This window comes from Ornithinimicrobium cavernae (assembly GCF_003121625.1).
Taxonomy (GTDB): Bacteria; Actinomycetota; Actinomycetes; order Actinomycetales; family Dermatophilaceae; genus Ornithinicoccus; species Ornithinicoccus cavernae.
In genome coordinates, this window is record NZ_QDDJ01000003.1 from 20,750 (window position 1) to 47,478 (window position 26,729).

The following is a 26,729-nucleotide window of genomic DNA, read 5'->3' on the forward strand; positions in this document are numbered from 1 at the left end:
CGGGGCACCCACGTCCGCGTCACCCACGTCCGTGTCACCCACGTCAAGGAGAGCTGTGCCCCCACGTCGTCGCACCCCGCTTGATCAGGGAGAGCAGGCTCTCTGGGCCTGGCGGGCCGCGCCGGAGCAGACGCCTCGCCCGGTGCTGGCCACGGCGGTCCGCTACACGCTGGAGGAGCTGGCCGAGCGTGCGCCCGGCCGCTCCGTGGAGGTGCGGGTGCCGCCGTTCGGCGCGGTCCAGTGCATCGAGGGCCCGCGGCACACCAGGGGCACCCCGACCAACGTGATCGAGGCCGACGCGCAGGCGTGGCTGCGCCTGGTCACCGGTGTGACGACGTGGGAGCAGGAGCGCGGCGAGGGCACCGTGCGGGCCAGTGGCCAGCGGGCGGACCTGTCGGACTGGCTGCCCCTGGTCTGAGTCACCCCGCGGGGCGACACGGGGCGCGGGCCGTCAACGCCGGGTGGAGTAGCGCTCGACCAGGAGGTAGACGACGCCGCCGAGCAGGCCTCCGAGGAGGCCGCCGGGCCCGGCGACCGCGATGAGCTCCTGGGACGCCGACGCGGTGGGCGCGTCCGGGCCGGTGACCGCGAGGAAGGTGCCGATGATGAGCCCGATGACGGCGCCGGTCAGCAGGAACGGCAGCAGCCGGGGACGGCGGTGCACGGGACGGCGCTGCGGGGAGGTCACGCCCCAAGGATGCCACGGCGGACGGACCCACCCGCCGGTCACCCGGCAGGTGGGCCCGTTCCCTCGGCCCCGGGCTCGAGGGCGAGGACCAGGTGAGCCTCGACGGGCGCCGCCTTGCCCTTGAGCTCCAGTGGCCCCAGGGGACTGGTCCGTGCGCGGGGGAGGGCCGCCAGGGTGGCCGGTCCGACGGCCACGCCTCCTGCCGGGGCCCGGCCCTCGATCCGGGAGGCCGTGTTGACGGTGTCACCGATGAGGGTGTGTGTCCGGCCACCGTGGGTGCCGAGCAGGCTCACCGAGGTGGGTCCGGTGTTGATGCCGACCCGGAACCGTGGCCACTGCGGGTGCCGGACAGCGACCTCCCGGGTGGCCTCCTGGAGGGCCAGCCCGGCGCGCACGGCCCGGACCGCGTGGTCCGGTTGGTCACCGCGCTTGTTGAAGGTCACCATGAGGGCGTCACCGACGATCCGGTCCACGTCCCCGCCGTGACGCGTCACCGCCGGCACCGCGGCGCCGAGGTACGCATTGAGCATGGCGGTCACCTCCTCGGGCCGATGGCGCTCGGAGAAGGCGGTGAACCCCTGGAGGTCGGCGAACAGCACGCTCGCCTCACGGTGACCACTCGTCGTGTCCTCGAGATAGAGGGCAGCGAACCGCTCCTCGTGCCAGGAACGCCTCGCGCCGACGGCCACGAGTCCGAACGCGATGAGCAGGAGCACGTGCCACTCCCACCACGACAGCTGCCAGGTGGGGGCGAGCGCCATCGCGAGCAGGGCCTGGGCGAGGAGCAGGTAGGCGGCGAGGACCGCGAGGAGCACGTCCTGGCGCCGCGCCCTCCACAGCTGCGCATAACGCCAGGCGGCCAGGGCATACAGGGCCATGCCCGGGACGGCGAGCAGCACCGGCAGGGTCTCCGCCTCCGTCGGCGGACCGTCGAGGGGAGGAAGCCCGGCGAGCGACACCAGGGCCCAGATCAGCATGAGCGCCAGCAGGGCCCAGCGCAGCCGTCGGCTGCGGACGACCTCCGTCGCGGCCGCGCTCCCGGAGACGTCCCGGGTCGAGCGGAGCGCGAAGAGGGAGCCGATGGCCACCCCCACGGGTGTGGCCACCACGAAGCCGACGTTCGACGCGGCCAGGAGGATCCCCGGCGTCGCCAGGGCGTGCAGTCCCAGGAACCCCGCCGAGGCGAGGAAGGCCAGGGAGACATGGCTCAGCCGGGCGTCACCGCGTCGTCCCGCGGCCTCGCCCGTGGCATAGGCGAGCACGGCCGACACGGCGGCGGTGCCGAGCACGAGCCAGAAGTGGGTGGGCTGGTGTCCCCAGTGCAGGTCGAGCCGTGGCACGCCGAGCAGCAGCGCCAGCCCGGCCACGGGGAGAGCCAGCGCGACGGCGGTGGCCACGACCGCCCGGCCACCGTGGCCCGAACGGGCAGCACCGGGCGCCCCGGACCCGGGGCCGGCGGGTGCGGGCGGCGTCGCGGTCATGGGTCATCACGCGCGCGGGACGCTGAGGTGCTGGTGGACCTCCGACACGACGACCGAGCCCTCACCGACGGCGGACGCGACCCGCTTGACCGAGCCGCTGCGCACGTCGCCGACGGCGAACAGACCCGGCAGTGAGGTCTCGTGGGGTTGCGGAGCCCGGTCCGGCCCGGGTGCCGGCTGGCGCTGGTCCGGGGGTCCGGCCGCGGCCTCCGTGCCGGTCAGCACGAACCCGCGCCGGTCCCGCTGCACCTGCTCCGGCAGCCAGTCGGTGTGCGGCTCGGCCCCGATCATCACGAACAGGCCGTCGGCGGCGATCGTCGTGGTGTCACCGGTCGTCAGGTCGGAGAGCACCAGCGTCTCCAGCCTCCCGGCGCCTGCAGCGTCCGTGACCGCGCAGGACCGGTGGACGGTGATGACGGGCTCACCGGCGATCGCCTCGATGAGGTAGGCGGACATGGTGTCCTCCAGTCGAGGACCACGGATGACCAGGTGCACCGCGCTGCAGTAGCGGGCGAGCTGGAGCACCGCCTGCCCGGCCGAGTTGCCGCCGCCGATGACGGCCGCCGACAGACCGGTGAGGGCGTGCGCGGCCGACACGCTGGCGCCGTAGTACACGCCCTGACCGGTGAACGCCTCGACGCTGGCCACGCCCAGCCGGCGGTAGGCCACGCCGCACGCCAGCACCACGGCCCGCGCCGTCACGGTGCCCTGCCCCGAGACGGTCGCCCGCAGCAGGCCGTCCGCCTGCTCCAGGGCCTCGACCCAGCGGGTCAGCACGAACCGCGCCCCGAAGACCCAGGCCTGCTGGTAGCCGCGCTGGGCCAGCTCCGAGCCGCTCAGCCCGCGCGAGAAACCGAGGTAGTTGCGGATCAGGGAGCTCGTGCCGGCCTGACCCCCGATCGCCTCGCGCTCGATCACCAGGGTGTGCAGTCCCTCGGAGGCGCCGTAGACGGCCGCGGCCAGACCCGACGGCCCGGCCCCGACGACGAGCAGGTCCACGGTGCGGGCCTCCTCGGTCAGTGTGGTCGGGATCCCCCAGGCGTCGAGCACCTGCGCGTCGCTCGGGTCGACCAGGGTGGTCCCGCCGATCGCGGGCATCCACACCACCACCTGCCCGTCCGGCGCAGGGGCCGCGGCCCGGAGGACCTGCTGCCCGCGCTGTGAGTCCCGGTCCCGGAAGGCGTACGGGATCCGGTTGCGGTGCAGCAGGTTGCTGAGCTCGAACGCGCGACCCGAGTGCGGGTCCGCGACGATGACGACCTCACGCTTGTTGCGCGGGTCCGCCCGGGACCAGTCCTGCACGATCTCCGCCACGGTCCGGTGGAACAGCTCGTCGCCCTCGACCCAGGGGCGCAGGACGTAGGAGTGCAGGTCGCCGATCGCCGTGCCCTGCAGGATGGTGCGGGCGACGTCCGGCTCGGACCAGGCGCCCCAGTCGATCAGCAGCACCCGCCGGGCCTCGGGGTGCTGCGTCCGTGCGGCGGCGAGCACCGCGCCGCGGTCGACCTGGGACAGGCGGTCACTGACCAGCACCAGCGCCACGCGCTCGCCCCGCTGCAGGGCGCCGTCGAGCTGGTGGACCGCCTCGGCCGCGCTCGGCTCACCCCGGATCCTCAGGGAGGTTCCGAAGCTCCGCGCCAGCTCGGTCTCGGTGCGCCCCAGGCGGGCGGCGTCCGACTCGACGGCGAGCACCAGGGGACGAGTGCCCCAGTCGGCCATGGCCATGTTCCAGAGTAGGAGCGTCGGAGGGTCGTGCACCAGTGCCTGTGAGCAGGAAGGTGGTCGGACCACTCGCCGGTGTGCTGGAGGCCGTCCAGCGTGGGCGCAGCGCCGACACGGGCCCCGACTGTGGGACGATGGGGCAGTGGCACGCGCAGACGGACGTCTCTCCCACGACCTCATGCCCGACGAGAAGGTCCCGCAGGACGCCTGCGGGGTCTTCGGTGTCTGGGCGCCGGGGGAGGAGGTCGCCAAGCTCACCTACTACGGCCTCTACGCCCTGCAGCACCGCGGGCAGGAGGCGGCCGGCATCGCGACCAGCGACGGCCACTCCCTGCTGGTCTACAAGGACGTCGGTCTGGTGTCCCAGGTCTTCGACGAGTCCAGCCTGGCCTCGCTGCGCGGGCACCTGGCCGTCGGCCACTGCCGTTACTCCACCACGGGCCGCAACACGTGGGAGAACGCCCAACCGACCCTGGGCGGCACCGAGGACCAGACGGTCGCCCTGGCGCACAACGGCAACCTGATCAACACCTCCGAGCTGCGCGACCGGCTCGCCGAGATCTACGGCGGCGACCTGAACAACGCGCCGGGCGAGGTGCGGCGCGGCAACACCACCGACACCGCCCTGGTCACCGGACTGCTCACGGCCGACCCCGACCTGTCGCTCGAGGCCTCCGCCCTCCAGGTGCTGCCGACCCTGCGGGGCGCGTTCTCCCTGGTCTTCTGCGACGAGCAGACGCTGTATGCCGCCCGCGACCCGCAGGGGGTCCGTCCCCTGGTCCTGGGTCGCCTGGAGCGGGGGTGGGTGGTCTCCTCGGAGACCTCCGGCCTCGACATCGTGGGTGCCTCGTTCGTGCGCGAGATCGAGCCCGGTGAGCTGATCGCGATCGACCAGAACGGCCTGCGCACCCAGCGGTTCGCCGAGGCCGACCGCAAGGGCTGCGTCTTCGAGTACGTCTACCTCGCCCGTCCCGACACCTCCCTCAACGGCCGCGGCGTCTACGAGTCGCGGGTCGAGATGGGGCGCACCCTGGCCCGCGAGCACCCGGTCGAGGCCGACATGGTGATGCCGACGCCGGAGTCGGGCACCCCCGCGGCGATCGGCTATGCCGAGCAGTCCGGCATCCCCTACGGGGCCGGACTGGTCAAGAACGCCTACGTCGGCCGCACGTTCATCGCCCCCAGCCAGACGATCCGCCAGCTCGGCATCCGGCTCAAGCTCAACCCGCTCCGCGACGTGATCCGCGGCAAGCGGCTCGTGGTGGTGGACGACTCGATCGTCCGCGGCAACACCCAGCGGGCCCTGGTGCGCATGCTGCGTGAGGCCGGCGCCGCCGAGGTGCACGTGCGCATCTCCTCACCGCCGGTGCGCTGGCCGTGCTTCTACGGCATCGACTTCGCCACCCGGGCCGAGCTGATCGCGACCGGTCTGGGCGTCGAGGACATCCGCCAGTCGATCGGCGCCGACAGCCTCGGCTACATCAGCGAGGAGGGCATGGTCGCGGCCACCCACCAGGAGCGCGACCAGCTGTGCACGGCGTGCTTCTCGGGTGTCTACCCGATCGAGCTGCCCGAGGCCGAGAAGCTCGGCAAGGACGTGCTCGAGCTCGAGTTCCCCGCCGGTGAGGGGCAGGACAAGCCGGCCGAGCGGCATACCCCTCTGCACGCCCGTGCTGTCGACGCCGACGGCGTCGGCGTCACCGCGCACGCCGGCGCGGCGGACGCGGTCCGTCGCCCCTGACCCGCCACGCCCCCGCCCACCGAGGAGACCTGAGTTGAACGAGCCGATCACCTACGCCGGGGCCGGCGTCGACGTCGAGGCGGGCGACCGCGCCGTCGAGCTGATGAAGGAGTCGGTCGCGCGCGCGCAGCGACCGGAGGTGGTCGGCGGGCTGGGCGGCTTCGCCGGACTCTTCGACGCCAGCGCCCTGCGCGGTATGGAGCGCCCGGTCCTGGCCACCAGCACCGACGGTGTCGGCACCAAGGTCGCGATCGCCCAGGCGATGGACGTCCACGACACGATCGGGATCGACCTGGTCGGCATGGTTGTCGACGACATCGTGGTCAGCGGGGCGGAGCCGCTGTTCATGACCGACTACATCGCCTGTGGCAAGGTGGTCCCGGAGCGGATCGCGGCCATCGTCTCGGGCATCGCCCGCGGGTGTGAGCTGGCCGGTGTCGCACTGGTCGGCGGCGAGACCGCCGAGCACCCCGGCCTGCTGGCCCCGGACGAGTACGACGTGGCGGGGGCGGCGACGGGTGTCGTCGAGTACGACGACGTGCTGGGCCCGCAACGGGTCCGGGAGGGGGACGTCGTCCTCGCCCTGGCCTCCTCGGGGCTGCACTCCAACGGCTACTCCCTGGTGCGCCGGGTCGTCGCCGCGGCCGGTTGGGACTGGGGCCGGCACGTGGACGAGCTGGGGCGCACGATCGGCGAGGAGGCTCTCGAGCCGACCCGGATCTACACGCGGATGCTCCTGGACCTGATCCGCACGCCCGGCCTCGATGTGCACGCGTTGTCCCATGTCACCGGTGGCGGGCTGGCCGCGAACCTCGCCCGGGTGCTGCCCACGGGTGCGCTGGCCACGGTCGACCGCGCCACCTGGACCCCACCGCCGGTCTTCTCCCTCGTGCAGCGGCTCGGCTCGGTGCCGCAGGAGGACCTGGAGCGGACCCTCAACCAGGGCGTCGGGTTCGTCGCGGTGCTCCCCGGTGACCAGGCAGACCGCGCCGTGGCGCGCAGCAGTGAGCTCGGGGTGCCGGCGTGGGTGCTCGGTGAGGTGGGAGCCGACGCGGGCGACACCGGGCAGGACATCGTGCGGGGAGCCAAGGGCGTCGACGGCGGTGCGGTGCGTGTGGTGGGCACCCACGGCTGAGCGTGTCGTGCGGGTGACCGTGCCCTAGTTCGGCGGGGCGACCACGACGTAGAACGACGTGGTGTCGATCTCGCCGAGGTTGCGTGCGAAGACCGTGCGGTCGACGTCACTGGCCGTCATCTCGCGGTGGACGGTGGGCGGCGTCGTCGACGCGTCGACGATGTAGACCCTCCCGGCGGACTCCTGGAGAAAGACGTTGAGCCCCATGGTCGAGAAGGCCGTCGGCATGTTGCGGAACGTCCAGCTGGTCCCGTCGGTCTCGACATCCTGTGCGGGCACGCCGACGTCGAGCAGCTTGACGTCCGCGCCGGGGATCGCCTCCTGCGCGCACCCGGCAACCTCCATGTCCGACCACGTGGCCTCACCCGGCAGGGGCTGGTCACACGAGAACGTCGCCACGGTCCAGTCGCCGTACTGCCAGTAGTTGTTGTAGCGGGCGAGCGAGAACAGGATCAGGACGGTGGGAATGAGGAGCAGCCAGAGCCACGCCCAGCGGAACCGTCGCCGCGGCTTCTCAGGTGCGTCCGGGTCCACCCAGGTGGCCTCGTGCCAGGCCTTCATGACCGCTCCCCTCCTGCGTCGGCCGACGCCCGACGGGCAGCTGCGCAGCCCGATGTGCACGGTCGCCGAGTGAGCAGGGTGTCACACGCGGACCGTGACGGCAATGGGTTTCACGACAGCGCCGCCGGTCCCGGGGCATCCGGGCACGGCGGCGGTGGTGTCAGTTCTCGGACGAGGCCCAACGCTCGTAGGCGTCGTCCTCGTCGAACTCGTCCTCGGCGGACTCGTCGGCCGCGACGTCTGGGGCGGCGTCACCGCTCGCTCCCAGCTCGCGCGCGAGTGCGTTGAGGTCAGTGTCCGGAGAGTAGTACTTCAGTCTCCGGGCAACCTTCGTCTGCTTTGCTTTGGCCCGGCCGCGCCCCATGGCGAGACCCCCTTGTGCGTTGTGCGGAACGGCATCGCCTGTGAGGTGGCACCAAGGTGCCACCCCGCCGCGGAGCCGGTCCGGGGAATGTATCTGTCGTGGGTCTAACGGTACATGACTCGGCCCGCAGATTCCGCATCAGGGGGTGCCGGGCGGCGTCCCGGTGCGTGCTCAGCTGCGCCGGAAGGCCAGGAAACCGCAGGCCACCAGGCCGACGGCGGCCAGGGCGGCCACCAGCCAACCCCAGGCGGGTATGCCGGAGGCCGGCTCTGCGACGTCGGGGTCGGCAGCGTCGGCCGTCACCTCGGCCTGGTCAGCGGTGCCGGAGTCACCGGTCGCCGGTGCCGGGTCCGTGGTGGGCGTGGGGCTGGGGGCCGCACCGGGCGTCGCGTCGGTCGTGGTCGCCTCGCCCTCCGGGCCGGCGGTTGCCGCGCCCCGGTCGTCCGAGCGGGAGGCGTCGTCGGCCGCGATCGAGAAGGTGATCGTCCCCGAGATCGGGTGGCCGTCGGAGGACGTGACGCGCCAGGCGACCTCGTAGTCCCCGTCCACCAGCTCGTCGGCCAGCTCCTGGGTCACGACGGCACCCTCGACCGTGGGCGTGCCCTGCACCACGTCGCGCCCCTCCGGGCCGGTGACCATGAACTGGGCCCCGAGGTCGGAGATCTCTCCGGAGTACGTCAGCACGAGCGCGTCCGGCGCAACGGTGAGCACCTCGCCCTCGGCGGGCTCGCTCCCGGTCAGGCTGTCGTGGGCGGAGGCTGGCGCGGCGAGGAGCGTCAACCACAGGGAGATGAGAAGGGCGCCGAGCGCCACCCGACCCCCTGGTCGCCGCCCCCGGTGAAGGAGGGTGAACACTCCTTCATGCTACGCGCCCCCGGCGAGGACCTATCCTGCAGGCCATGGCGACCACCGGATACCGCACGATCCGCGCGCCGGTGTCCGCCTCCATCGAGGAGCGGCGCTCGGTCTTCGAGTGCCGGCTGGAGCGGGCCGACACCGAGGACGCTGCCCGCGCGGTCGTCGAGAGCGCGCGGGCCGCCCACTGGGACGCCCGTCACCACTGCTCGGCCTGGGTGCTGGGCGCCGACGCCGCCCTGACCCGGTCGAACGACGACGGCGAGCCGTCCGGGACGGCCGGGACGCCGATGCTCGAGACGCTGACCCACAGCGGGCTCAGCGATGTGGTGGCCGTGGTGACCCGCTGGTTCGGCGGGACACTGCTGGGCACCGGCGGGCTGGTGCGCGCCTACGGTGACGCGGTGCGGGCGGCGCTGGAGGAGGCTGAACCGCTGGAGCGGGAGCTGCGCCAGCTGGCGACCCTGGAGGTGGGGCACGCCGACGCGGGGCGCCTCGAGCACGACCTCCGGGCGAGTGGGGTGATGGTGACGGACAGCGAGTACTCGGCGCGCGTCATACTGCACCTGGCCGTGCCGGTCGAGGAGATCGACCAGGTGACCCAGCTCGTCGCGCGGTTCACCGCCGGATCGGGGCGGCTCGTGCGGGGTGACACCGAGTGGGTCGATCTGACCACGTGATCCGGGGGCCTGAGGGCCCTGTCCGGTGCTCCACGGCCGCTCCACGATCCGCTCCCGCAGACTCTTGTCGGGGGGTCGGTCACGCCGCCATGATTGACCTAGCGTCACGCGCGGCCAGCCAGGTCGCTCGGGCGCCTGAGGAGGAGTTATGCACCGATTACCGAGGAAGTGGGTCGCTGCGGCCGCAACCGTGGCGCTCGTCCCGGCCGGGCTGTTCGCCACGGCCGCTCCCGCCTCCGCAACAGTTCACGAGATCGTCGCGCAGTGGTGCTCCGGCCAGGACCCGCTGGAGCCACCCGGTGTCTCCGGAGGCAGCAACGGCGACAACTTCGCCAAGCCACTGATGGCCAGTGGGTTCATCGGTGACCCCGTCCCGTTCCGGGACGGCTTGCTCATTCCCTTCGACTACGGCGCTCCCGCCTCGAAGGTGATGGGCACCGGCATCTTCGTCCCGATCCAGACCCAACCGGTCACGATCTACATCGAGCTCATCCAGCCCGACCCCACCTTCCCCGCGTTCCAGCACTGTCCCCGGCTCGCGACCGGCTGACCCGCTGTAGGTCCCGCACGGGGCGACCGGCACCCGACGGTGCCCCGCCCCGTGCGGAGCGGACCGACGCGCTCCTAGAAGCCGGAGTCGGTCGGGCGGGGGTAGTAGGTCTGGTACTTCTTCACGTAGTTGGCCTTGGCCATCGCCACGTAGCCCTTGCGCCACAACGTGTCCCGATAGACCAGGGGGTGGTGCACTCCCTTGGCGGACACACGCTGGTGCAGCGCCCGCGCCTCGCCGCTGAGGTAGCGGCGCAGCAGCGGCTGGGGGAGGACGGAGTAGAGGATCTCGTTGCGGACGACCACCTGGTCGTGGCTGCGCTTCTCGATGAGGTCGGTGGTGATGAACTCCGCCACGTTCGCGCCGGCCGCGGTCACGTAGTAGTTGTTGCGCCCGATCCGCGGGTTCATCTCGAAGAACTTCATCACGCCGTCCCGGGGGTCCAGCTTGACGTCGAAGTTGGCGAAGCCGCGGTAGCCGACGTGCGTGAGGAAGCGCTCGGCCTGCTCCATGAGCTCCGGGAAGGGGGTCGTGACCATCGCGGCCGGGTTGCCGATCGCCAGCGGCGTGTGCTCCTGCAGCAGCACCTGCGCCGTCGCCAGCAGGGTCGCCTGACCCGACGAGTCGACGTAGGCGGTGATCGAGCGCATCGCCGTGTCGTCCCCGGGGATGAGCTCCTGGACGACGAACCGGTCCCGGAAGCCGGACCGCTTGACCCGGTCGAAGATGTCCCGCAGCTGCGCGGGTGTGTCGACCAGGTAGATCTTCTGCTTGCCCTCGAAGACCAGGCCCTCGTAGGCGGCGCCGACGGCGGGCTTGGCCACGACCGGGAAGGTCAGGTCGACGTCCTCGGGGCTCCAGTCGGGTGCGTCCGCCCCGGTGAAGTCCTGCACGAGGGTGCGCGGCGTCGGGATGTCCAGCTCCCCGCAGACCCGGGCGAACTCGACCTTGTCGGCAGAGATGTCCAGGACGGAGCCGTCGACGGCCGGCACGACGTACCACTGGCGCAGCCACTCGGCCTGCTCGGAGAGCATCCGGCTGAAGGTGTCGGCGTTGGACAGCAGCAGGGTGGTGCGGCCCGCGGCCTTGCGACGGCGGCCCTCCTGCTCCAGCGCCGCCAGGGTCTCCGGACGGCCGGCCTCCTCGCCCAGGTCGATCACCCTGATGATGCGGGAGTTCTTGACGGGCCCGGCGACCACCCGGGAGATGACCGTGCTCACGATGCCGTAGCGCTCGTGGAAGGCGCGGGCGAGCCCGTAGATCCCGATGTCGGTGCCGAGCATGACGACGTCGAAGTCGGGGTCTGGGTTCACGGTGGCCATGCTGCTCCTCGGGGTCGTGCTCCGCGGAGCCGAGGGCGCGCGGGCGGAACTGGTGCGCTGGCGAGCCTACTGGCAGACGGGCCGTCGGCGTGCACGGTGCAGGCGCCGCGGACGGTGCGCGGGAGTTCCCGGGGGCCGCACTCCGAGGCCCCTGACGCAGCGCTCGCGGACCTGGGGTTGGTTCAGTTGCTGGAGCCTCGCCGGATGATCTGCCACCGGTCGCTGAAGTCGCTGGTGGTGCCCGTGAGGATCTGGCGGGCGCACGCCGCGCCCTGCTCGCGCATGGACTGTGCGACGGTCGTGATGCCGAGGCGGTGCGCAACCTCCGCGTCGTCCCAGCCGGTCAGCGCGACGTCGCGCGGCATCCGGAGGCCAACGGCATCCAGGGCCGCGACCGCACCCGAGGCGAGCTCGTCGCTCATCGTGGCGAGAGCATCGGGACGAGGGGTCCGTGACATCAGGTCTGCGGTCATCGTGTGTCCCTCGCGCGCGTCATTCGTCGAGCACACCGCCACGAGCACTTCTGACCATCGGGCGCCCACGTCGCGTGCGGCGTCCTGCAGGCCGAGCAGGCGCTCGCGCGTGACGGGAAAGGTCACCCCGTGCGGATCCGGACCCGCGACGACCTGGGCCCGCCGGGCAGAGGTGAGGGGGAAGCTCACGACCGCCGGCAGGGTGGCGCCGGCGAACACCACCTGACCGATGGCCCGAGCGGCGGCGCGGTTGTCGATCCCGACCAGCCGGGCACCTGCAGCCGCTGGCCCACCGTGCACGACGACGGGCCGGTGGGTCGCGATCGCCGCGTCCAGGACCGGAGCGCCGTCCTCGGTCGTCCAGAGGATGTAACCGTCCACGGCCGCGGCGCGCACCCGCGCCACGTCGGCGCCGGCGTCCACGACCGGCAGGATCGTCATCGCGTGCCCCTGCTCCGCGCAGACGTCCGCCACGCCGGCCAGGAACGCCCGCGCCTGTGGGTCATCGAACGCGTAGGTCAGGTGCTCACCGAGGATGACGCCGAGGGCTCCGGCACTGCCCCGTCGCAGTGACCGGGCCGAGGGGTCGGGCCCGCCATAGCCCAGAGCCCTCGCGGCTGCCAGGACCTTCTCCCGCGAGGCGGCCGAGACCCGCTCTGGTCGGCTGAACGTGTAGGACGCGGTCATCGTCGAGACCCCGGCACGATCTGCCACCTGGGCCAGGGTCACCCGACTGGAAAACGACTTTCTCACGAGCTCATCCTATATGTATCGTTACACAAATGTCACGATCAGTCTCGGCTACCCGTCCGGTGGTCCGTGCGGCGACTCTCGCCTTCGCAGCGTTCGGCGTGTTCTGGGGTGTCTGGGGGGCCTCGATCCCGAGGATCCGCGCCCAGGCGGACCTGGACGAGGCCGGGCTCGGTGTCGCCCTGCTCTTCGTCGGGGCAGGGGCCCTTCCTGCCATGCTGCTGACGGGTCGGGCCATCGACCGGTGGGGCCTGCGGGTCGCAGCCGCCACCATTGCCTCGCTGGGAGCGGCAGGGGTCACCGTCGCGCTCGTCGCCGACGACCTGGCCAGCCTCTCCATGGCACTGGCGCTGGTCGGGGTGACGTCCGGCGCCGCGGATGTCGCCATCAACTCCGTCGCCGGGCGCGCCGAGCGCGACGCCGGACGGCCGGTCATCACCCGGGCACACGGCGTCTTCTCCCTGTTCGTCGTGATCGGCAGCCTGGGCACTGGACTGCTCGCGAGCGCCGGCACGCCCGTCGCTGCCCCGTTTCTCCTCGCCGCGCTCGCCGCGCTGTGCGCGGCCGTCCGGATGGCCCGTGTGCTTCCGGCCGGACCCGATGCCGGCGCGCCTGCTCACCCAGCCGCCGCCGGGGGCGACGACGGGCGCACCCCTGCCCTGCCGACCCTCTCGTTGGTCGGTCTGGGGTTGCTGGGGGCACTGGCCTTCGCCAGCGAGAACGCCCACCAGAGCTGGAGCGCTGTCTTCGCGACCGACGCCCTCGGAGCCGAGGCCGGCGTCGCCGCGATCGCCCCGGCAGTCTTCGCAGGCGGCGCAGCGATCACCCGCTTCAGCGCAGGAGGCATCAGTGCCTCCCGTGGGCGCCCGGTGCTCGCCGTCGGGGCGGGAGTGGCGGCGGCCGGCGCGGTCGTCATCGCCGGCAGCCACAGCCTGGTCGTGAACGCGATCGGTCTCGTGCTGGCCGCCGCCGGAACAGCCGTCCTGTTCCCGATGATCCTGTCCGTCGTCTCTCTCCGCATCGGCGAGGCCCAGCGTGGCCGTGCGACGTCGGTCGTCTCGACGGTCGCCTACCTGGGGTTCCTCCTCGGGCCCTCGTACGTCGGCCTGTCGGCCGCTGTCGTCGGCCTGCGCGGCGCCATGCTCGCCGTCGCCTTCCTCGGTGCCCTCCTGCTGGTGTTCACTCCCCTCGTCCGGCCCGGATCGCGCAGGGCGGTTGGTGCGGCACCCAGCCTGCAGGCATGACGCGCGCGAGGGACCACCGGGCTGGAGCGGCAGTGGCTACCGTGTGGCGATGACCAGTTCGGTGACGGGCGACGCAGGGCCGACCACGCGGCATACTCCCTGGCACCTGGTGGTGATGGGGGTGTCCGCCTCGGGCAAGACGACGGTGGCCCGCGAGATGAACCGGACCCTGCGGTGGGAGTTCGCCGAGGGGGACGACTTCCACCCGCAGGCCAACGTGGACAAGATGGCCTCAGGGGTGGCGCTGACGGACGAGGACAGGCGGCCGTGGCTGCGGGCGCTCGCTGACTGGACCGCGGAGCACGACGCGGCCGGGCGGTCGACGATCATGTCGTGCTCGGCGCTGCGCCGCTCCTACCGCGACGTCCTGCGGGAGGGTGGGGTCGGCACGTTCTTCGTGCACCTCACCGGCGACAAGGAGCTGTTGCTGAGACGGATGTCGCACCGCGGCGGTCACTTCATGCCGGTGGAGCTGCTCGACTCCCAGCTGGCCACGCTCGAGCCGCTCGAGCCCGATGAGCCGGGCGCGGCCTTCGACGTCACGCCGCCGCCGCGGCTCATCGCCTCCTCCGTGCTGCGCGAGCTCGGTCTGGCCTGACGCCGCTTCAGGCGGCCGCCGGTCCTGTCCAGGGCTGCACCAGGTCGAGGTAGCGCTGCGCGATGGTCTCCACGACCTGGTCACCGGGGGCCGCCCACAGGTCGGCGTTGAAGATCTCCACCTCGATGTCGCCCGCGTAGCCGGCACGGTTGACCCGCTCGGTGAAGGTGGCGAAGTCGATGTGCCCCTCGCCCATCATGCCCCGGCTGAGGAGCGCGTCCGGGGGCAGCGGGGTGATCCAGTCGCTGATCTGATAGCTCGCGATGCGGCCCGCGGCGCGGGCGATCTGCTGGTCCACACCGGGCTCCCACCACAGGTGGAAGGTGTCAATGACGACGCCGACGGACTCCGCGGGAAACTGCTCCGCCAGGTCGAGTGCCTGGGCGAGCGTGGAGATGACCCCGCGGTCCGCCGCGAAGATCGGGTGCATCGGCTCGATCGCCAGCAGCACCCCGTGCTCCTGAGCCACGGGCACGAGCTCCGCCACGCCGTCCAGGAAACGTCCGCGCGCCGCGTCGAGGTCGCGGTCGCCGTCCGGCAGGCCGCCGGGCACGAGCACGAGCGTGGCGGCGTCCAGGGCCGCAGTCTCCTCGATCGCGGCCCGGTTGCTGTCGATCGCGGCGCGGCGCCCGGACCCCTCCGGGCCGGTGAGGAAGCCCCCGCGGCACACGGAGGACACCCGCAGCCCGGCGTCGCGGATCCACCGGCGGGCAGTCTCCAGACCCACCTCGGCGACCGGCTCGCGCCAGACCCCGATGCTCGGCAGCCCGGCCCGCACGCAGCCGTCGATCGCCTCGCGGAGCGACCACTCCGCACAGGTCCGCTGGTTCAGCGACAGCCGCGCCAACCGGGTGTCGGCGGCGCCGGCCAGTTCCACCGTCATGCCGGTGCCCCCTGCGACGCGAGCCACAGCCCGAGCCGGTGGGCCGCCAGGTCCGGGTCGGGGAACAGCCGGGCCGCGTTGGCCAGCGCGAACACCTCCGCGAGGTGGGGCACCGAGCGTGCCGACTGGAGGCCGCCGACCATGGTGAACCCCGGCTGGTGGCCACACAGCCAGGACAGGAAGGCGATCCCCGTCTTGTAGAACCAGGTCGGCGGCGCGAACACCAGCCGGGACAGGGGGAGGGTGGGCGTCATCTCCCGCTCGTATGCGGCGAGGTCACCCTCGTCGAGCGCCGCCAGGGCGGCGGAGGCAGCGGGTGCGATGGCGGCGAACGCCCCGAGCAGGGCGTCGCTGTGCCGGCTCCCGTCACCGCGGATCAGCTCGGGGTAGTTGTAGTCGTCGCCCGTGTAGAGGCGCACCCCCTCGGGGAGCGCGGCGCGCAGCCCGACCTCGTGCTCGGCGGACAGCAGCGACACCTTGACGCCGTCCACCCGGTCGGCGTGCCGGTGGACCAGCTCCAGGAACGTGGCCGTGGCGGTGTCGATGTCGTCCGACCCCCAGTACCCCTCCAGCTGGGGGTCGAACATCGTGCCCAGCCAGTGCAGGATGACCGGCTCGCTCACCTGACGGAGGATCTCGTCGTAGACCGTGAGGTAGTCCTCGGCGTCGTTCGCGAGGCGGGCCAGGTGCCGGCTCGCCATCACGATGACCTGGGAGCCGGCACCCTCGACGAAGGCGACCTGCTCGGCATACGCCCGGGTCACCGCCGCCAGGTCGGCGCACTCCCCGACGTGGTCGGTGCCGGCACCCGACGCGATGCGGGCGCCTGCTGCCCGGGCCTGCGCGGCACTCCGGGTGACCAGCTCCTGCACCGCCGGCCAGTCCAGCCCCATGTTCCGCTGGGCGGTGTCCATGGCCTCAGCGACGCCGAGACCGTGGTCGAACAGGTGCTGGCGGAAGCCCAGTGTGGAGTCCCAGTCGATCGCTGCCGGTTGCCCGGGACCGTTCTCCCGCAACGGGTCCGCCACCACGTGAGCCGCCGCGAAGGCGACCCGGCTGCGGAAGCCCTGCGGGTGCTGCGCCCACTCGCGGGCCGGCTGCAGCTGGATGTCGTGCAGGCCACCGTCCGCCCTCGGGATGCGGATCGTCCCGCTGCTCACCAGGGTCACGAGATGACCTCCTTCAGCGCGACGCGGCGGCCCTCGGTGGAGGAGCGCAGGCCGGCTTCCACGAGCTGGAGGCCACGCACCCCCGAGCGGAAGTCGTAGGGATGCTGACGACCGTGGTGCAGGTCGACCAGGAACTGTTCCCACTGGGCCCGGAACCCGTTGCCGAAGGACTCGGTGTCCGGCACCTCGGACCACTGGGACCGGAAGTCCTCGGTCGTCGGCACGTCCGGGTCCCACACCGGGCGGGGGGTGAGCACGCGCGGCTGGACCCGGCACCCGAAGAGCCCCGCGACCGCGGACCCGTGAGTGCCGTCGACCTGGAACTCGACGAGCTCCTTGCGCTCGACCCGCACGGCCCAGGAGGAGTTCATCTGCGCGATGATGTCGCCCTCGAGCTCGAAGATGCCGTAGGCCGCGTCGTCGGCGGTCGCGGTGTAGGGCTGACCGTTCTCGTCCCAGCGCTGCGGGATGTGGGTGACCGCCTTGGCGGTGACAGCCTCCACCGCGCCGAACAGGCCCTCCATGACGTAGTTCCAGTGGCAGAACATGTCCAGAACCATCCCGCCGCCGTCCTCGGCCCGGTAGTTCCAGCTGGGGCGCTGCGTGGGGATGCCGTCACCCTCGAACACCCAGTAGCCGAACTCCCCGCGGACGGACAGGATGCGACCGAAGAAGCCGCTGTCGATGACGCGCTTGAGCTTGCGCAGCCCGGGGAGGTACAGCTTGTCGTGCACGACGCCGGTCGTGACTCCGGCCGCCTCGGCGGCGTCCGCCAGCTCGACCCCGTCCAGGACGGACTCCGCGATCGGCTTCTCGGTGTAGATGTGCTTGCCGGCGGCGATCGCCTGCAGGATGGCACCCTTGCGCGCCTGCGTGGTGGCGGCGTCGAAGTACACCGGTGCCGAGTCGTCGGCGAGGGCGGCGGACAGATCCGTCGTCCACTCCGCGATGCCGTGCTGCTCGGCGAGGGCCGCGAGCTTGTCGGCGTTGCGTCCGAGCAGGACCGGCTCGACCTGGATCCGGTCACCGTCGGGCAGCTCGACGCCCCCGTCGTCCCGGATGGCCAGGACGGACCGCACCAGGTGCTGGCGGTAGCCCATCCGGCCGGTCACGCCGTTCATCAGGATGCGGACGGTGTGCGTTGTCATGAGGGCTGCCTTTCCGTGGCTGAGGTGCGTGGGCGCCCACCGAGGTAGAGCTCGCCCAGCTTGGGGTCATCGAGGAGCTGGCGGGCGGGGCCACTGATGTGGACCCGGCCGAGGTCGAGCACGAGCCCGACGTCCGCGGACTCCAGTGCGCGCCTAGCGTTCTGTTCCACGAGCAGCACGGCGGTGCCGGCGTCGCGCATCCGGACCACCTGCTCGAAGATGATGGCGGTGGCCTTCGGGTCCAGGCCCATGGACGGCTCGTCCAGGAGGACGACCTTCGGGTCGACCATCAGCGAGCGGGCGAACTCCACCTGCTTCTGCTGGCCGCCGGAGAGGGCACCGGCCAGGGCGTCCCATCGGTCGGCGACGAGGGGGAACAGGGACTTCACGAAGTCCAGGCGCTCAGCGACGTGCCTGGGGTCACGCACGGAGAAGGCGCCCAGGTTGACGTTCTCTCCGACCGTCATCTCCTTGAAGACGCTGTGCCCCTGGAGCACGTGCGACAGCCCGGCACGGAGCAGCTGCTGCGGCCCCTTGCCCGTGACGTCCGCGCCGTCGACGACGATCCGGCCGCTGCGCGGCACGAGCATGCCGCTGGCGACCTTGAGCACCGTTGACTTGCCGGCGCCGTTGGGGCCGACCAGGCAGACGATCTGGGCAGGGGGCACCTGGACGGTGAGGCCCCGCAGCACGAGGGCCGCGCGACCGTAGCCGGCCTCGATGTCGGTGAGCTCGAGCAGGTAGTCAGACGCCAAGGTACGCCTCCAGGACGGCAGGGTCCTTCTGGACCGTGGACGGGGGACCGGCGGCGATGGGGGCGCCGCGGTCGAAGACGATGACGTGGTCGCTCAGCCGCATGACCAGCTCCATGTTGTGCTCGACCACGATGAAGGTGCGGCCCTCGGCGTTGAGCTCGACGATCAGCGTGCTGATCCGGTCGATCAGCGCCGGGTTCACCCCACCGGCGGGCTCGTCGAGCATGATCGTCTCGGGGTCGGTCATCAGCACCCCAGCCAGCTCGAGCAGCTTCTGCTGGCCGTAGGAGATGTCACCGGCCTCGGCACGCTCCAGGTGGTCGATGCCGACCCGGGCCAGGAGCGCCCGGGCCCTCTCCACGTCGCTGCGCCGCCGGCCCGAGCCCAGGAGCGTCGCGAGTCCGGTGGGGCGCACACCGGCGAGCACGTTGTCCAGCACGGTCATCCGCGGGAAGATGCGGCAGACCTGGAAGCTGCGGCCGATCCCGGCGTGGGCCACCCGGTGTGGTGCCTTCCCGGTGATGTCCTGACCCCGGTAGGTGACCGTGCCCGCGTCGGCCCGGATCATCCCCGTGACGCAGTTGAAGAACGTCGTCTTCCCGGACCCGTTGGGACCGATGAGGGCGTTGATGCGGCCGTGGTGGAAGTCGACCGAGGCATCGACGACGGCGTGGACCCCGCCGAACGACTTGGACAGGCCGTGCACGGCGAGCCCGATCTCGTGCGCTGGCGCAGTGCTCATGACGCTCCTCCGTTGTCGCCGACCAGGACGGCACGTTTGTTGGCGAGCTCCTCCGCGCTCTCCTCCCGGATGCTGGTCGCGCTGGGACGCAGCCGGTCGAGGAGCCTGCCGAGCGAGGGGAGGATGCCCTCGGGCATGAACAGGACCACCAGGCCCAGGAGCAGCCCCAGCGCCACCAGGTGGAACTGGGTGTCGCCGTACTGCGCCTTGAAGAACTCGATCGCGTAGCCGACGATCGCGGCACCGAGCGCGGGCCCGAACAGGGAGCGGATGCCGCCCAGCAGCGACATCAGGACCATGTAGGAGCCGGTCAGGATCGAGAACTGGAAGATCGGGTCCAGGAAGCCGAACCAGAGCGCGTACAGGCCGCCGGCGAGCGCGGTGAAGAAGGCGGAGATCACGTAGACGGACAGCTTGTAACCGAAGGTGGGGATGCCCAGGCTCTGCGCCTTGTCCTCGTCCTCCCGGATCGCCTTCAGCCCGGCCCCGAAGCGCGAGCGGTCGATGGCCCACCAGGCGACCAGCATGATCACCAGCAGCAGGACGTGCAGGTAGTAGAAGCGCTCGTGCTGCTCGGGGCGCAGCACCTCGGGCCCGAACGGCCGGGGCACGCGCAGACCGTTCGAGCCGCCGGTCACGTCGGACCAGCTCTGGAAGATCAGCAGCATGATGAGCACGAGGGCGAGCGACATGATGACGAAGGACGCACCGCGCACCCGCAGGGAGGCGAAGCCGATCGGGATCGACAGGACAGCCACGATCACGGCGGCCAGCACCAGGGCGATCCACGAGGGCACGTCGGCGCGCAGGATCAGCAGTCCCACCAGGTAGCCGCCGAGGCCGGTGAAGGCGGCGTGGCCCAGTGAGATATAGCCGGTGAAGCCGCCCACGAAGTTCCAGCCGGTCGCCATGCAGGCGTAGCTGAGGATGACGACACCGACGGACATGATGAACGGCCCCGGGCCGGTCTGTGGGAAGACCAGGACCCCGATCGCGGCCGCGACGACGGCCAGGACCTGCACGCCGCGGATCACCCGGACCACGGTCGGGCTGCCGCTGGCGGAGGTTGTCGCGGTGTCAGAAGCGTTGCGCAAGGCGACCTCCGAAGAATCCGTGCGGCCGGAAGACCAGGGTGGCGAACAGCACGATGTAGAAGATGGTCTGGGCCCACGTGGTGCCCATCGGGATCTGCAGCAGCGACTGGCTGACCCCGAGCACCATCGCCGCCGCGGCCGCACCGGGCACGCTGCCCAGCCCGCCCACGACGATGATGGCCATCAGGGGACCGATCCAGTGCCAGTGGAGCGAGGGATAGATGGTGGCGTCCAGGGAGAGCGCCGTGCCGCCGACGGCGGCGGTTGCCAGGCCGACGCCGAAGCCGTAGCCGGCGACCTTCTTGGTGTCGATGCCGACCAGGGCGGCCGCCTCGCTGTTCTGGATGGTCGCCCGGAGGGACTGGCCGAACCGGGTCGCCTTCAGCACGACGTACAGGACGGCCAGGGCCACGGCCGCCAGGGCGAACGCGATGAGCTTGACCACCGCGATCCGCGCCCCGAACACCTCGAGGCTGGCACCCGAGTAGGGCAGCTGGATGCGGCGCTGCGTGCCGGAGAACACGAACCCGAGCAGGCCCTCGATGGTGAGTGCGATCGCGAAGGTCAGGAGCACCGACATCATCGTCAGCGTCGCGGGCTTCAGCCGAGCGATCAGGACTCGCTGCACGAGGACACCGAGGACGAAGAAGGCGGGCACCGTGAACACCAGTGAGAGCAGCGGGTCCAGCCCGGTGCTGCTGCTGAACCACCAGGCCAGGTAGGCCGCGAGGATCAGGAACGCCGAGTGGGCGATCATCACGACCCGCATGACGCCGAAGTAGAGCGTGAGACCAGCCGCGAGGAGCGCGTAGAGGCCGCCCAGCAGAAGGCCCAGGATGAGGCTCTGGACGAGGAGGTCCATCACCACTCCGGCTTCGGGTAGATGAACTCGGCCTCCTTGGCGTCGTCGGGCAGCACGATGGTGATCTCCCCGTCGACGTACTGCTGGATCAGGTGCGCACCCTGGGGGCGGCCCTCGGCATCCCAGGTCAGGGGTCCCACCACGGTGTCGACCTCGTTGGTGCGCAGCCAGTCGATGAGCTGCCCCTGGCACTCTGGGGACGGGTCGGCACACCCGACGCCCTCCACGGCTGCCGCGACGACCTGGCCGGTGGTCCAGGCGTTCGCCTCGTCCTCGGTCGGCTCCGTGCCGTACTCCTCGGCGAAGTACTCCACGAACTCGGCGTTGGTGGGGTAGCTGGACTCGGGGGTGTATCCGGTCGGGGACAGGATCCCCTCGGTCTTGTCACCGATCGCCGCCGCGAACTCCGGGTTGGTCGGCGCGGTGGAGAACGCCGCGAGGTCTGGCTGGTAGCCGAGCTGCTGCAGCGCGATGATCAGGTTCACCGCGTCCTGGTACTGCGTGCCGCCGACGATGATGTCGGCGTCGCTGGCCTCGATCTTGGCCGCGATGGAGGAGAAGTCGGTCGTGTTCGGGGGGTACACCTCATCCACCACCGTCTCGACCCCGATGGCTTCGAGGCGGGCCTTGAGGCCGTAGGCAGTGCCCTGGGCGAACGGGTCGTCCATGGCGGCGTAGGCCGCGGTCTTCGGCCGCTCGGACTCGGGCATCGCCTCGATGTGGTCCGCGAGGTAGTCGTAGTGGTCCTGAGCGACCGCCGGGGCGGCGTAGAACAGGTTGGTGAACCCCTGGGTGAAGACCTCCTCGGCGGCACCGGCCGGCTCCACGAAGAGGAAGCCGTAGTCCATCGCGACCTGGGCCGAGGGCACGACCAGGCGCGTGGAGAAGGGTCCGAAGACGAGGTCGACGCCGTCCTGGTTGATGAGCTTCTCGTAGTCGCTGGCGACCCGGTCGGCGTTGGACTGGTCATCGAGGATGGTGAGCTCGACGTCGCGACCGAGCAGCCCGCCGTTCTCGTTGACGTAGGCGGCCCACGCCTCGTAGCCGCGTTGGACGCCCTTGCCGGGCTCGGAGAAGTCACCCGTCAACGGGAGCGAGATGCCGATCTGGATCGGGTCCTCACCGCCACCGGTGCCGGTCGCGCCGTCACCAGTGCCCCCCTCGCCGGACTCCGACGGGTCATCGATGCCGCAGCCGGTCAGGGCTAGCAGCCCTCCGGCCGCGGTGAGGGCGACCCACCGGCTGATGTTCGTGCGCGTGCTCTTGCTCATGCTTCGTTCCTCCTTGAACGTAAGCGCTTACGTAACCGCTTACAGAGCACCATAGGTCATGCCCTACGATCTGGGCAAGAGGCGACGTCCGGAACGTTCCCTCCGGTGGAGTCCGGGCGAAGGAGGAGGGTCAGATGGCTGGATCCGGCACGAGGGCGCGCCCCCACGGAAGCCGTCCGCGTCTGTCGGACGTCGCTGAGGAGGCGGGCGTCTCCATCGCGACCGCCTCACGCGCGCTGTCGGGTGCGGCGGGTGTCAGTGAGTCGATGGCCGACCGTGTGCGGACTGTCGCCGCGGAGCTCGGCTACGTCGCGAACCTGCACGCCCGCACGCTCGCGGGTGGCCCGACCTCCGTGGTCGGGTTGGTGGTCCACGAGATCGGTGACCCCTACTTCGCGGAGATCGCCAGCGGTGTCCTGGGTCTGGCGGCCGCCGAGGGGCTGACCGTGCAGATCTGCCACAGTGGCCGGGACCCGGAGGCCGAGCTGACCCAGATCCGCACCCTGATCGCCAATGGTGTCGGTGCCGTCATCGTGGCGGGCTCCGGCTTCGTGGACCGCGAGATCCGGGCCAAGGTCACCGCGACCCTGAAGTCCTACCTGGCCGACGGGGGCCGGGTGGCTGTCATCGGACGGCACCACCTGGCGGTGGACACGGTCCAGCCGGAGAACGACAAGGGCGGCCACGCGATCGCGGAGCATGTGGTGTCCCTCGGACACCGCCGGATCGGCATCATCTCCGGGTCGCGCGCCCTCACGACGATCCACGACCGGCTCGGCGGGATGGACCGGGCCCTGCAGGCCGTGGGCCTGGGTGTCGCGAGCACACCTCTCGTCGAGGCGGCGTTCACCCGGGACGGTGGCAAGGAGGCGGCGCTCGAGCTCCTCGAGCGGGCTCCCGACGTGACAGCGATCATGGCTCTCAACGACGACATGGCGATCGGTGCCCTGTCCGTGCTGCGGGACCGGGGGATCCCGGTGCCGGGCCAGATCTCGGTCACCGGCTTCGACGACGTGGCCGTCGCTCAGGATCTTGCCCCGAGCCTGACCACGGTGCGGTTGCCGATGGGGGAGATGGGTCGGCAGGCCCTGGAGCTGGCACTGTCTCCGGCGGCAAAGCGGTCGAGGCGCCGCACGGCACGCGCGGAGCTGATCGTCCGCGCCTCCACCGCGGCCCCGAGGACCTGACGTTGCGCGGGCCCAATGTCTCGCCCCACAGACTCTGCACGGGCTGGCGTGGCGCCTCCCGCCGTCTGGCCAGGTCAGGCCGCTAGACTGCCGACAGAGGGAGGTCGCGATGGAGTGGCTCAGGGAGACGCAGTGGCTCTGGTGGGTCGCCGGGGCCCTCGTGCTCGGACTGGTGGAGATCGCCTCGCTCGACCTGGTCTTCTTCATGCTCGCGGTCGCCGCGATAGCCGCCGCCGCGGCCGCCGGCCTGGACCAGAGCGTCACCGTGCAGGTGCTCACGTTCGTGGCGATGGCCGCCCTGCTGCTCGCGGTCCTGCGGCCTGTGGCGCTGCGCAAGATCAAGCCTGAGGGGGCGGGGGAGCGGACCAACGCCGACGCGCTGGTCGGCCGGACCGCCCTGGTGCTCCAGGAGGTCACCGACCGCAGCGGCCTGGTGAAGCTCACCGGGGAGGAGTGGACGGCGCGGACCCGGCCCGGGACCGTGCTCCCCGTCGACGAGACCGTCCACGTTGCCCGGATCGAGGGCGCGACCGCCGTCGTGGAGCCGCTGCACGGAGCCGGCCCTCACGGCCCCGACGAGCCGAACACCGACAACCAGCATCCCGACAACCAGCATCCCGACAACCAGCATCCCGACAACCAGCATCCCGACACCCGATAGCCAGAACGCCAGGAGGCCGCCATGCCCGCACCCACGACCGTTGCCCTGTGGATCGTCCTGGCGCTGCTCGTCCTCTTCACCGGGGTGGCCATCAGCCGCGCCATCCGGATCGTCCCCCAGGCGAGTGCCGTGATCGTCCAGCGGCTGGGCCGTTACAGCCGCACGCTCGACGCCGGCCTCCACTTCCTGATCCCGTTCATCGACAAGGTGCGGGCCACCGTCGACCTGCGGGAACAGGTCGTCTCGTTCCCGCCGCAGCCGGTGATCACCAGTGACAACCTGGTGGTCAGCATCGACACGGTCATCTACTTCCAGCCGACCGACCCGAAGGCGGCGACCTACGAGATCGCCAACTACATCCAGGGCATCGAGCAGCTGACCGTCACCACCCTGCGCAACGTCATCGGCTCGCTGGACCTCGAGCAGACACTGACCAGCCGTGACCAGATCAACGGGCAGCTCCGCGGCGTCCTGGACGACGCGACCGGTCGGTGGGGCATCCGCGTCAACCGCGTCGAGCTCAAGGCGATCGACCCGCCGGCCAGCGTGCAGGACTCGATGGAGAAGCAGATGCGCGCCGAGCGGGACCGGCGCGCCGCGATCCTCAATGCCGAGGGTGTCAAGCAGTCGCAGATCCTCACCGCCGAGGGGCAGAAGCAGGCCCAGATCCTGCGGGCCGAGGGCACCGCGCAGGCCGCGATCCTGGAGTCCCAAGGCGAGGCCCGCGCGATCCTGCGGGTCTTCGACGCCATCCACAAGGGCAACCCGGACTCCAAGCTGCTGGCCTACCAGTACCTCCAGATGCTCCCGCAGATCGCGCAGGGTGAGTCCAACAAGATGTGGATCGTCCCGAGCGAGCTCACCCAGGCGCTGCAGGGCATCGGTGCGGCCCTCGGTCCGCACGGCCCGTCGGGCACGGGCTCCCTGGACGCCCCGCCCGGGAGCTCCTACGAGGTGGACCAGGACGATGCCGTGGAGGTGGACGAGCCCTCGCTGGAGGACCCGGCCGAGGCGCTGCGGCGCGCCCGCGCCGATGCGGCGGGGGCGGCCAAGGAGGCCGAGGAGTCCACCCGCACGGTCCGGAGCCGAGGCCTCCGTCCGGAGACTCCCTCCCCGCAGCCCGACCCCGGCCGTATGCCGACCGGTCCCGCTCCGGTCTCCGAACCGGATCTGCCGGACGAGCCGACGCAGTAGCGCCGTTCCCGACGCCCTCGCGAGGGCGTCGCCACCGAGCTGCCAGGCACGTGCTGAATGGCGGTTTGCATAGTTATGCGGTTGACCGTATACACTCGCACCGTGAGCAAAGTGATGACCAGTCTTCCTGTCGGCGAGCGCGTCGGCATCGCCTTCTCCGGGGGTCTCGACACCTCTGTGGCCGTCGCCTGGATGCGCGACAAGGGAGCGGTGCCCTGCACCTATACCGCCGACATCGGACAGTACGACGAGGCGGACATCGAGTCGGTGCCCGGCCGCGCCCTGCAGTACGGCGCGGAGCTCGCCAGGCACGTGGACTGCAAGCTTCCCCTGGTCGAGGAGGGCCTGGCCGCGCTGGCCTGCGGAGCGTTCCACATCCGCTCCGGTGGTCGTCCCTACTTCAACACCACGCCGCTGGGGCGTGCCGTGACGGGCACGATGCTGGTCCAGGCGATGCACAGCGACGGGGTCAACATCTGGGGTGACGGCTCGACGTTCAAGGGCAACGACATCGAGCGGTTCTACCGCTACGGGCTGCTCTCCAACCCGGACCTGCGGATCTACAAGCCGTGGCTCGACGCCGACTTCGTCGACGAGCTGGGCGGCCGGGCCGAGATGAGCCAGTGGCTCACCGAGCACAACCTCCCCTACCGCGACTCCGAGGAGAAGGCCTACTCGACGGACGCCAACATCTGGGGTGCCACCCACGAGGCCAAGACCCTGGAGCACCTCGACGTCTCCCTGGAGACGGTCGAGCCGATCATGGGTGTGAAGTTCTGGGACCCTGCGGTGGAGATCGAGACCGAGGACGTCACGATCGGCTACGAGCGCGGACGGCCCGTCTCGATCAACGGCGTGCGCTACGACGACCCGGTCGCCCTGGTCCACGAGGTCAACACCATCGGTGGCCGGCACGGCCTGGGCATGTCCGACCAGATCGAGAACCGCATCATCGAGGCCAAGTCCCGTGGCATCTACGAGGCGCCGGGGATGGCGCTGCTGTTCCTGACCTACGAGCGGCTGCTCAACGCTGTCCACAACGAGGACACGATCGCCCACTACCACGCCGAGGGGCGTCGCCTGGGCCGGCTGCTCTACGAGGGTCGCTGGCTCGAGCCGCAGGCGCTGATGGCCCGCGAGGCGATCCAGCGCTGGGTCTCCTCGCTCGTGACCGGTGAGGTGACGGTCCGGCTGCGTCGCGGCGAGGACTACACGATCCTGAACACCAGCGGGTCCAACTTCTCCTACCATCCGGACAAGCTGTCGATGGAGCGGACCGACAACGCGGCCTTCGGCCCCAACGACCGTATCGGCCAGCTGACCATGCGCAATCTCGACATCGCCGACTCGCGGAGCAAGCTCGAGCTGTATGCCCGGCAGCCGCTCGACGAGGGCCAGGTCATCGTCGAGAACGGGATCCTGCTCGGCGCCCTCGAAGCCGGTGGCGCGGACCGGATCGCCTCGAACCCGGCCGTCCGGGCGGACGAGGACCTCGCGCTGGACAACGCCGCGATGGAGTTCGGGGTCGACTGATCCGGAGGTGCCCGCTGCCCACCCTGGACGCAGGGCTCGCGAGGCGTCCGGTGACGTCCTGGAGCG

Annotated in this window: 27 protein-coding genes; 11 read left to right on the forward strand and 16 right to left on the reverse strand. The window is 71.3% G+C overall.

Features of this window, described 5'->3' with window-relative positions:
* Positions 1 to 55: 55 nt before the first annotated feature.
* A complete protein-coding gene (locus DA085_RS03495) occupies positions 56 to 418 on the forward strand; it encodes a sterol carrier family protein (protein ID WP_109471566.1) in 363 nt (120 codons plus the stop codon).
* 33 nt (positions 419 to 451) lie between these two features.
* Here the strand turns inward: DA085_RS03495 and DA085_RS03500 are convergent, their stop codons facing one another.
* The 3 genes from DA085_RS03500 to DA085_RS03510 are packed head-to-tail and all read right to left on the reverse strand — an operon-like array spanning position 452 to position 3,894.
* Positions 452 to 688 carry a hypothetical protein gene (locus DA085_RS03500; protein ID WP_109471567.1) on the reverse strand — a complete coding sequence of 79 codons (237 nt, stop codon included), beginning with the start codon at positions 686 to 688 and terminating at the stop codon, positions 452 to 454.
* A 38-nt stretch (positions 689 to 726) separates the two neighbouring features.
* The gene (locus DA085_RS03505) at positions 727 to 2,169 is read right to left on the reverse strand and encodes an adenylate/guanylate cyclase domain-containing protein (RefSeq protein WP_109471568.1); all 1,443 of its coding nucleotides are present in this window, start codon (positions 2,167 to 2,169) and stop codon (positions 727 to 729) included.
* Positions 2,170 to 2,175: 6 nt separating this feature from the next.
* On the reverse strand, positions 2,176 to 3,894 hold the full coding sequence (locus DA085_RS03510; protein ID WP_161958401.1) for an NAD(P)/FAD-dependent oxidoreductase: 1,719 nt from the start codon (positions 3,892 to 3,894) through the stop codon (positions 2,176 to 2,178).
* 139 nt (positions 3,895 to 4,033) lie between these two features.
* On the opposite strand from DA085_RS03510, the gene purF reads away from it, so the two are divergent.
* Positions 4,034 to 5,632 carry an amidophosphoribosyltransferase gene (purF, locus tag DA085_RS03515; protein ID WP_202619090.1) on the forward strand — a complete coding sequence of 533 codons (1,599 nt, stop codon included), beginning with the start codon at positions 4,034 to 4,036 and terminating at the stop codon, positions 5,630 to 5,632.
* A 34-nt stretch (positions 5,633 to 5,666) separates the two neighbouring features.
* Positions 5,667 to 6,767 carry a phosphoribosylformylglycinamidine cyclo-ligase gene (purM, locus tag DA085_RS03520; protein ID WP_109471569.1) on the forward strand — a complete coding sequence of 367 codons (1,101 nt, stop codon included), beginning with the start codon at positions 5,667 to 5,669 and terminating at the stop codon, positions 6,765 to 6,767.
* Positions 6,768 to 6,791: 24 nt separating this feature from the next.
* Here the strand turns inward: purM and DA085_RS03525 are convergent, their stop codons facing one another.
* From DA085_RS03525 to DA085_RS03535, 3 genes are all read right to left on the reverse strand, one after another.
* Positions 6,792 to 7,328 (reverse strand): hypothetical protein, encoded by a 537-nt coding sequence (locus DA085_RS03525; RefSeq protein ID WP_109471570.1) that lies wholly within the window; start codon positions 7,326 to 7,328, stop codon positions 6,792 to 6,794.
* 160 nt (positions 7,329 to 7,488) lie between these two features.
* A complete protein-coding gene (locus DA085_RS03530; RefSeq protein ID WP_109471571.1) occupies positions 7,489 to 7,692 on the reverse strand; it encodes a DUF3073 domain-containing protein in 204 nt (67 codons plus the stop codon).
* A gap of 171 nt (positions 7,693 to 7,863) precedes the next feature.
* A complete protein-coding gene (locus DA085_RS03535) occupies positions 7,864 to 8,547 on the reverse strand; it encodes a copper resistance CopC family protein (RefSeq protein WP_109471572.1) in 684 nt (227 codons plus the stop codon).
* A gap of 44 nt (positions 8,548 to 8,591) precedes the next feature.
* Here DA085_RS03535 and DA085_RS03540 point away from each other — a divergent pair, with 44 nt between their 5' ends.
* Together DA085_RS03540 and DA085_RS03545 are read left to right on the forward strand one after the other, a co-directional pair.
* Positions 8,592 to 9,227, forward strand: a complete 636-nt coding sequence (locus tag DA085_RS03540; protein WP_109471573.1) for a YigZ family protein — start codon at positions 8,592 to 8,594, stop codon at positions 9,225 to 9,227.
* Between the two features lie 148 nt (positions 9,228 to 9,375).
* Positions 9,376 to 9,777: a hypothetical protein gene (locus DA085_RS03545; RefSeq protein WP_154402086.1), complete on the forward strand. Its 402-nt coding sequence runs from the start codon at positions 9,376 to 9,378 to the stop codon at positions 9,775 to 9,777.
* Between the two features lie 74 nt (positions 9,778 to 9,851).
* On the opposite strand, the gene DA085_RS03550 is transcribed toward DA085_RS03545, so the two are convergent.
* Together DA085_RS03550 and DA085_RS03555 are read right to left on the reverse strand one after the other, a co-directional pair.
* The gene (locus DA085_RS03550) at positions 9,852 to 11,099 is read right to left on the reverse strand and encodes a carboxylate--amine ligase (RefSeq protein WP_109471575.1); all 1,248 of its coding nucleotides are present in this window, start codon (positions 11,097 to 11,099) and stop codon (positions 9,852 to 9,854) included.
* Between the two features lie 182 nt (positions 11,100 to 11,281).
* Positions 11,282 to 12,325, reverse strand: a complete 1,044-nt coding sequence (locus DA085_RS03555) for a LacI family DNA-binding transcriptional regulator (protein WP_154402087.1) — start codon at positions 12,323 to 12,325, stop codon at positions 11,282 to 11,284.
* 29 nt (positions 12,326 to 12,354) lie between these two features.
* Here DA085_RS03555 and DA085_RS03560 point away from each other — a divergent pair, with 29 nt between their 5' ends.
* Positions 12,355 to 13,566: an MFS transporter gene (locus DA085_RS03560; protein ID WP_109471577.1), complete on the forward strand. Its 1,212-nt coding sequence runs from the start codon at positions 12,355 to 12,357 to the stop codon at positions 13,564 to 13,566.
* Between the two features lie 49 nt (positions 13,567 to 13,615).
* Positions 13,616 to 14,164 carry a gluconokinase gene (locus tag DA085_RS03565; protein WP_109471578.1) on the forward strand — a complete coding sequence of 183 codons (549 nt, stop codon included), beginning with the start codon at positions 13,616 to 13,618 and terminating at the stop codon, positions 14,162 to 14,164.
* A gap of 7 nt (positions 14,165 to 14,171) precedes the next feature.
* On the opposite strand, the gene DA085_RS03570 is transcribed toward DA085_RS03565, so the two are convergent.
* The 8 genes from DA085_RS03570 to DA085_RS03605 are packed head-to-tail and all read right to left on the reverse strand — an operon-like array spanning position 14,172 to position 22,088.
* A complete protein-coding gene (locus DA085_RS03570; RefSeq protein WP_109471805.1) occupies positions 14,172 to 15,047 on the reverse strand; it encodes a sugar phosphate isomerase/epimerase family protein in 876 nt (291 codons plus the stop codon).
* Positions 15,044 to 16,210, reverse strand: coding sequence for a dihydrodipicolinate synthase family protein (locus DA085_RS03575; protein WP_109471806.1), 1,167 nt, complete (start codon positions 16,208 to 16,210; stop codon positions 15,044 to 15,046). The genes DA085_RS03570 and DA085_RS03575 overlap by 4 nt, the downstream gene beginning before the upstream one ends.
* Positions 16,211 to 16,212: 2 nt before the next feature.
* Positions 16,213 to 17,364, reverse strand: a complete 1,152-nt coding sequence (locus DA085_RS03580; RefSeq protein ID WP_202619091.1) for a Gfo/Idh/MocA family protein — start codon at positions 17,362 to 17,364, stop codon at positions 16,213 to 16,215.
* A complete protein-coding gene (locus tag DA085_RS03585; protein ID WP_237565291.1) occupies positions 17,361 to 18,119 on the reverse strand; it encodes an ABC transporter ATP-binding protein in 759 nt (252 codons plus the stop codon). Before DA085_RS03585 ends, DA085_RS03580 begins: the two co-directional genes overlap by 4 nt.
* Positions 18,109 to 18,861 carry an ABC transporter ATP-binding protein gene (locus DA085_RS03590; RefSeq protein WP_109471580.1) on the reverse strand — a complete coding sequence of 251 codons (753 nt, stop codon included), beginning with the start codon at positions 18,859 to 18,861 and terminating at the stop codon, positions 18,109 to 18,111. Before DA085_RS03590 ends, DA085_RS03585 begins: the two co-directional genes overlap by 11 nt.
* Complete coding sequence (locus DA085_RS03595; RefSeq protein WP_237565292.1) at positions 18,858 to 19,955, reverse strand: branched-chain amino acid ABC transporter permease; 1,098 nt, start codon at positions 19,953 to 19,955, stop codon at positions 18,858 to 18,860. Before DA085_RS03595 ends, DA085_RS03590 begins: the two co-directional genes overlap by 4 nt.
* Positions 19,939 to 20,817, reverse strand: coding sequence for a branched-chain amino acid ABC transporter permease (locus DA085_RS03600; RefSeq protein WP_237565293.1), 879 nt, complete (start codon positions 20,815 to 20,817; stop codon positions 19,939 to 19,941). The genes DA085_RS03595 and DA085_RS03600 overlap by 17 nt, the downstream gene beginning before the upstream one ends.
* Positions 20,817 to 22,088 carry an amino acid ABC transporter substrate-binding protein gene (locus DA085_RS03605; RefSeq protein WP_109471582.1) on the reverse strand — a complete coding sequence of 424 codons (1,272 nt, stop codon included), beginning with the start codon at positions 22,086 to 22,088 and terminating at the stop codon, positions 20,817 to 20,819. Before DA085_RS03605 ends, DA085_RS03600 begins: the two co-directional genes overlap by 1 nt.
* A 134-nt stretch (positions 22,089 to 22,222) precedes the next feature.
* Here DA085_RS03605 and DA085_RS03610 point away from each other — a divergent pair, with 134 nt between their 5' ends.
* The 4 genes from DA085_RS03610 (at position 22,223) to argG (ending at position 26,663) form a co-directional block, all read left to right on the forward strand.
* Positions 22,223 to 23,275, forward strand: a complete 1,053-nt coding sequence (locus DA085_RS03610) for a LacI family DNA-binding transcriptional regulator (protein WP_109471583.1) — start codon at positions 22,223 to 22,225, stop codon at positions 23,273 to 23,275.
* Positions 23,276 to 23,384: 109 nt separating this feature from the next.
* A complete protein-coding gene (locus DA085_RS03615; RefSeq protein WP_109471584.1) occupies positions 23,385 to 23,936 on the forward strand; it encodes an NfeD family protein in 552 nt (183 codons plus the stop codon).
* 21 nt (positions 23,937 to 23,957) lie between these two features.
* A complete protein-coding gene (locus DA085_RS03620; protein ID WP_109471585.1) occupies positions 23,958 to 25,130 on the forward strand; it encodes an SPFH domain-containing protein in 1,173 nt (390 codons plus the stop codon).
* Between the two features lie 102 nt (positions 25,131 to 25,232).
* Entirely contained in the window at positions 25,233 to 26,663 is a 1,431-nt protein-coding gene (gene argG, locus DA085_RS03625; protein ID WP_109471586.1) for an argininosuccinate synthase, read from the forward strand.
* Positions 26,664 to 26,729 lie beyond the last annotated feature (66 nt).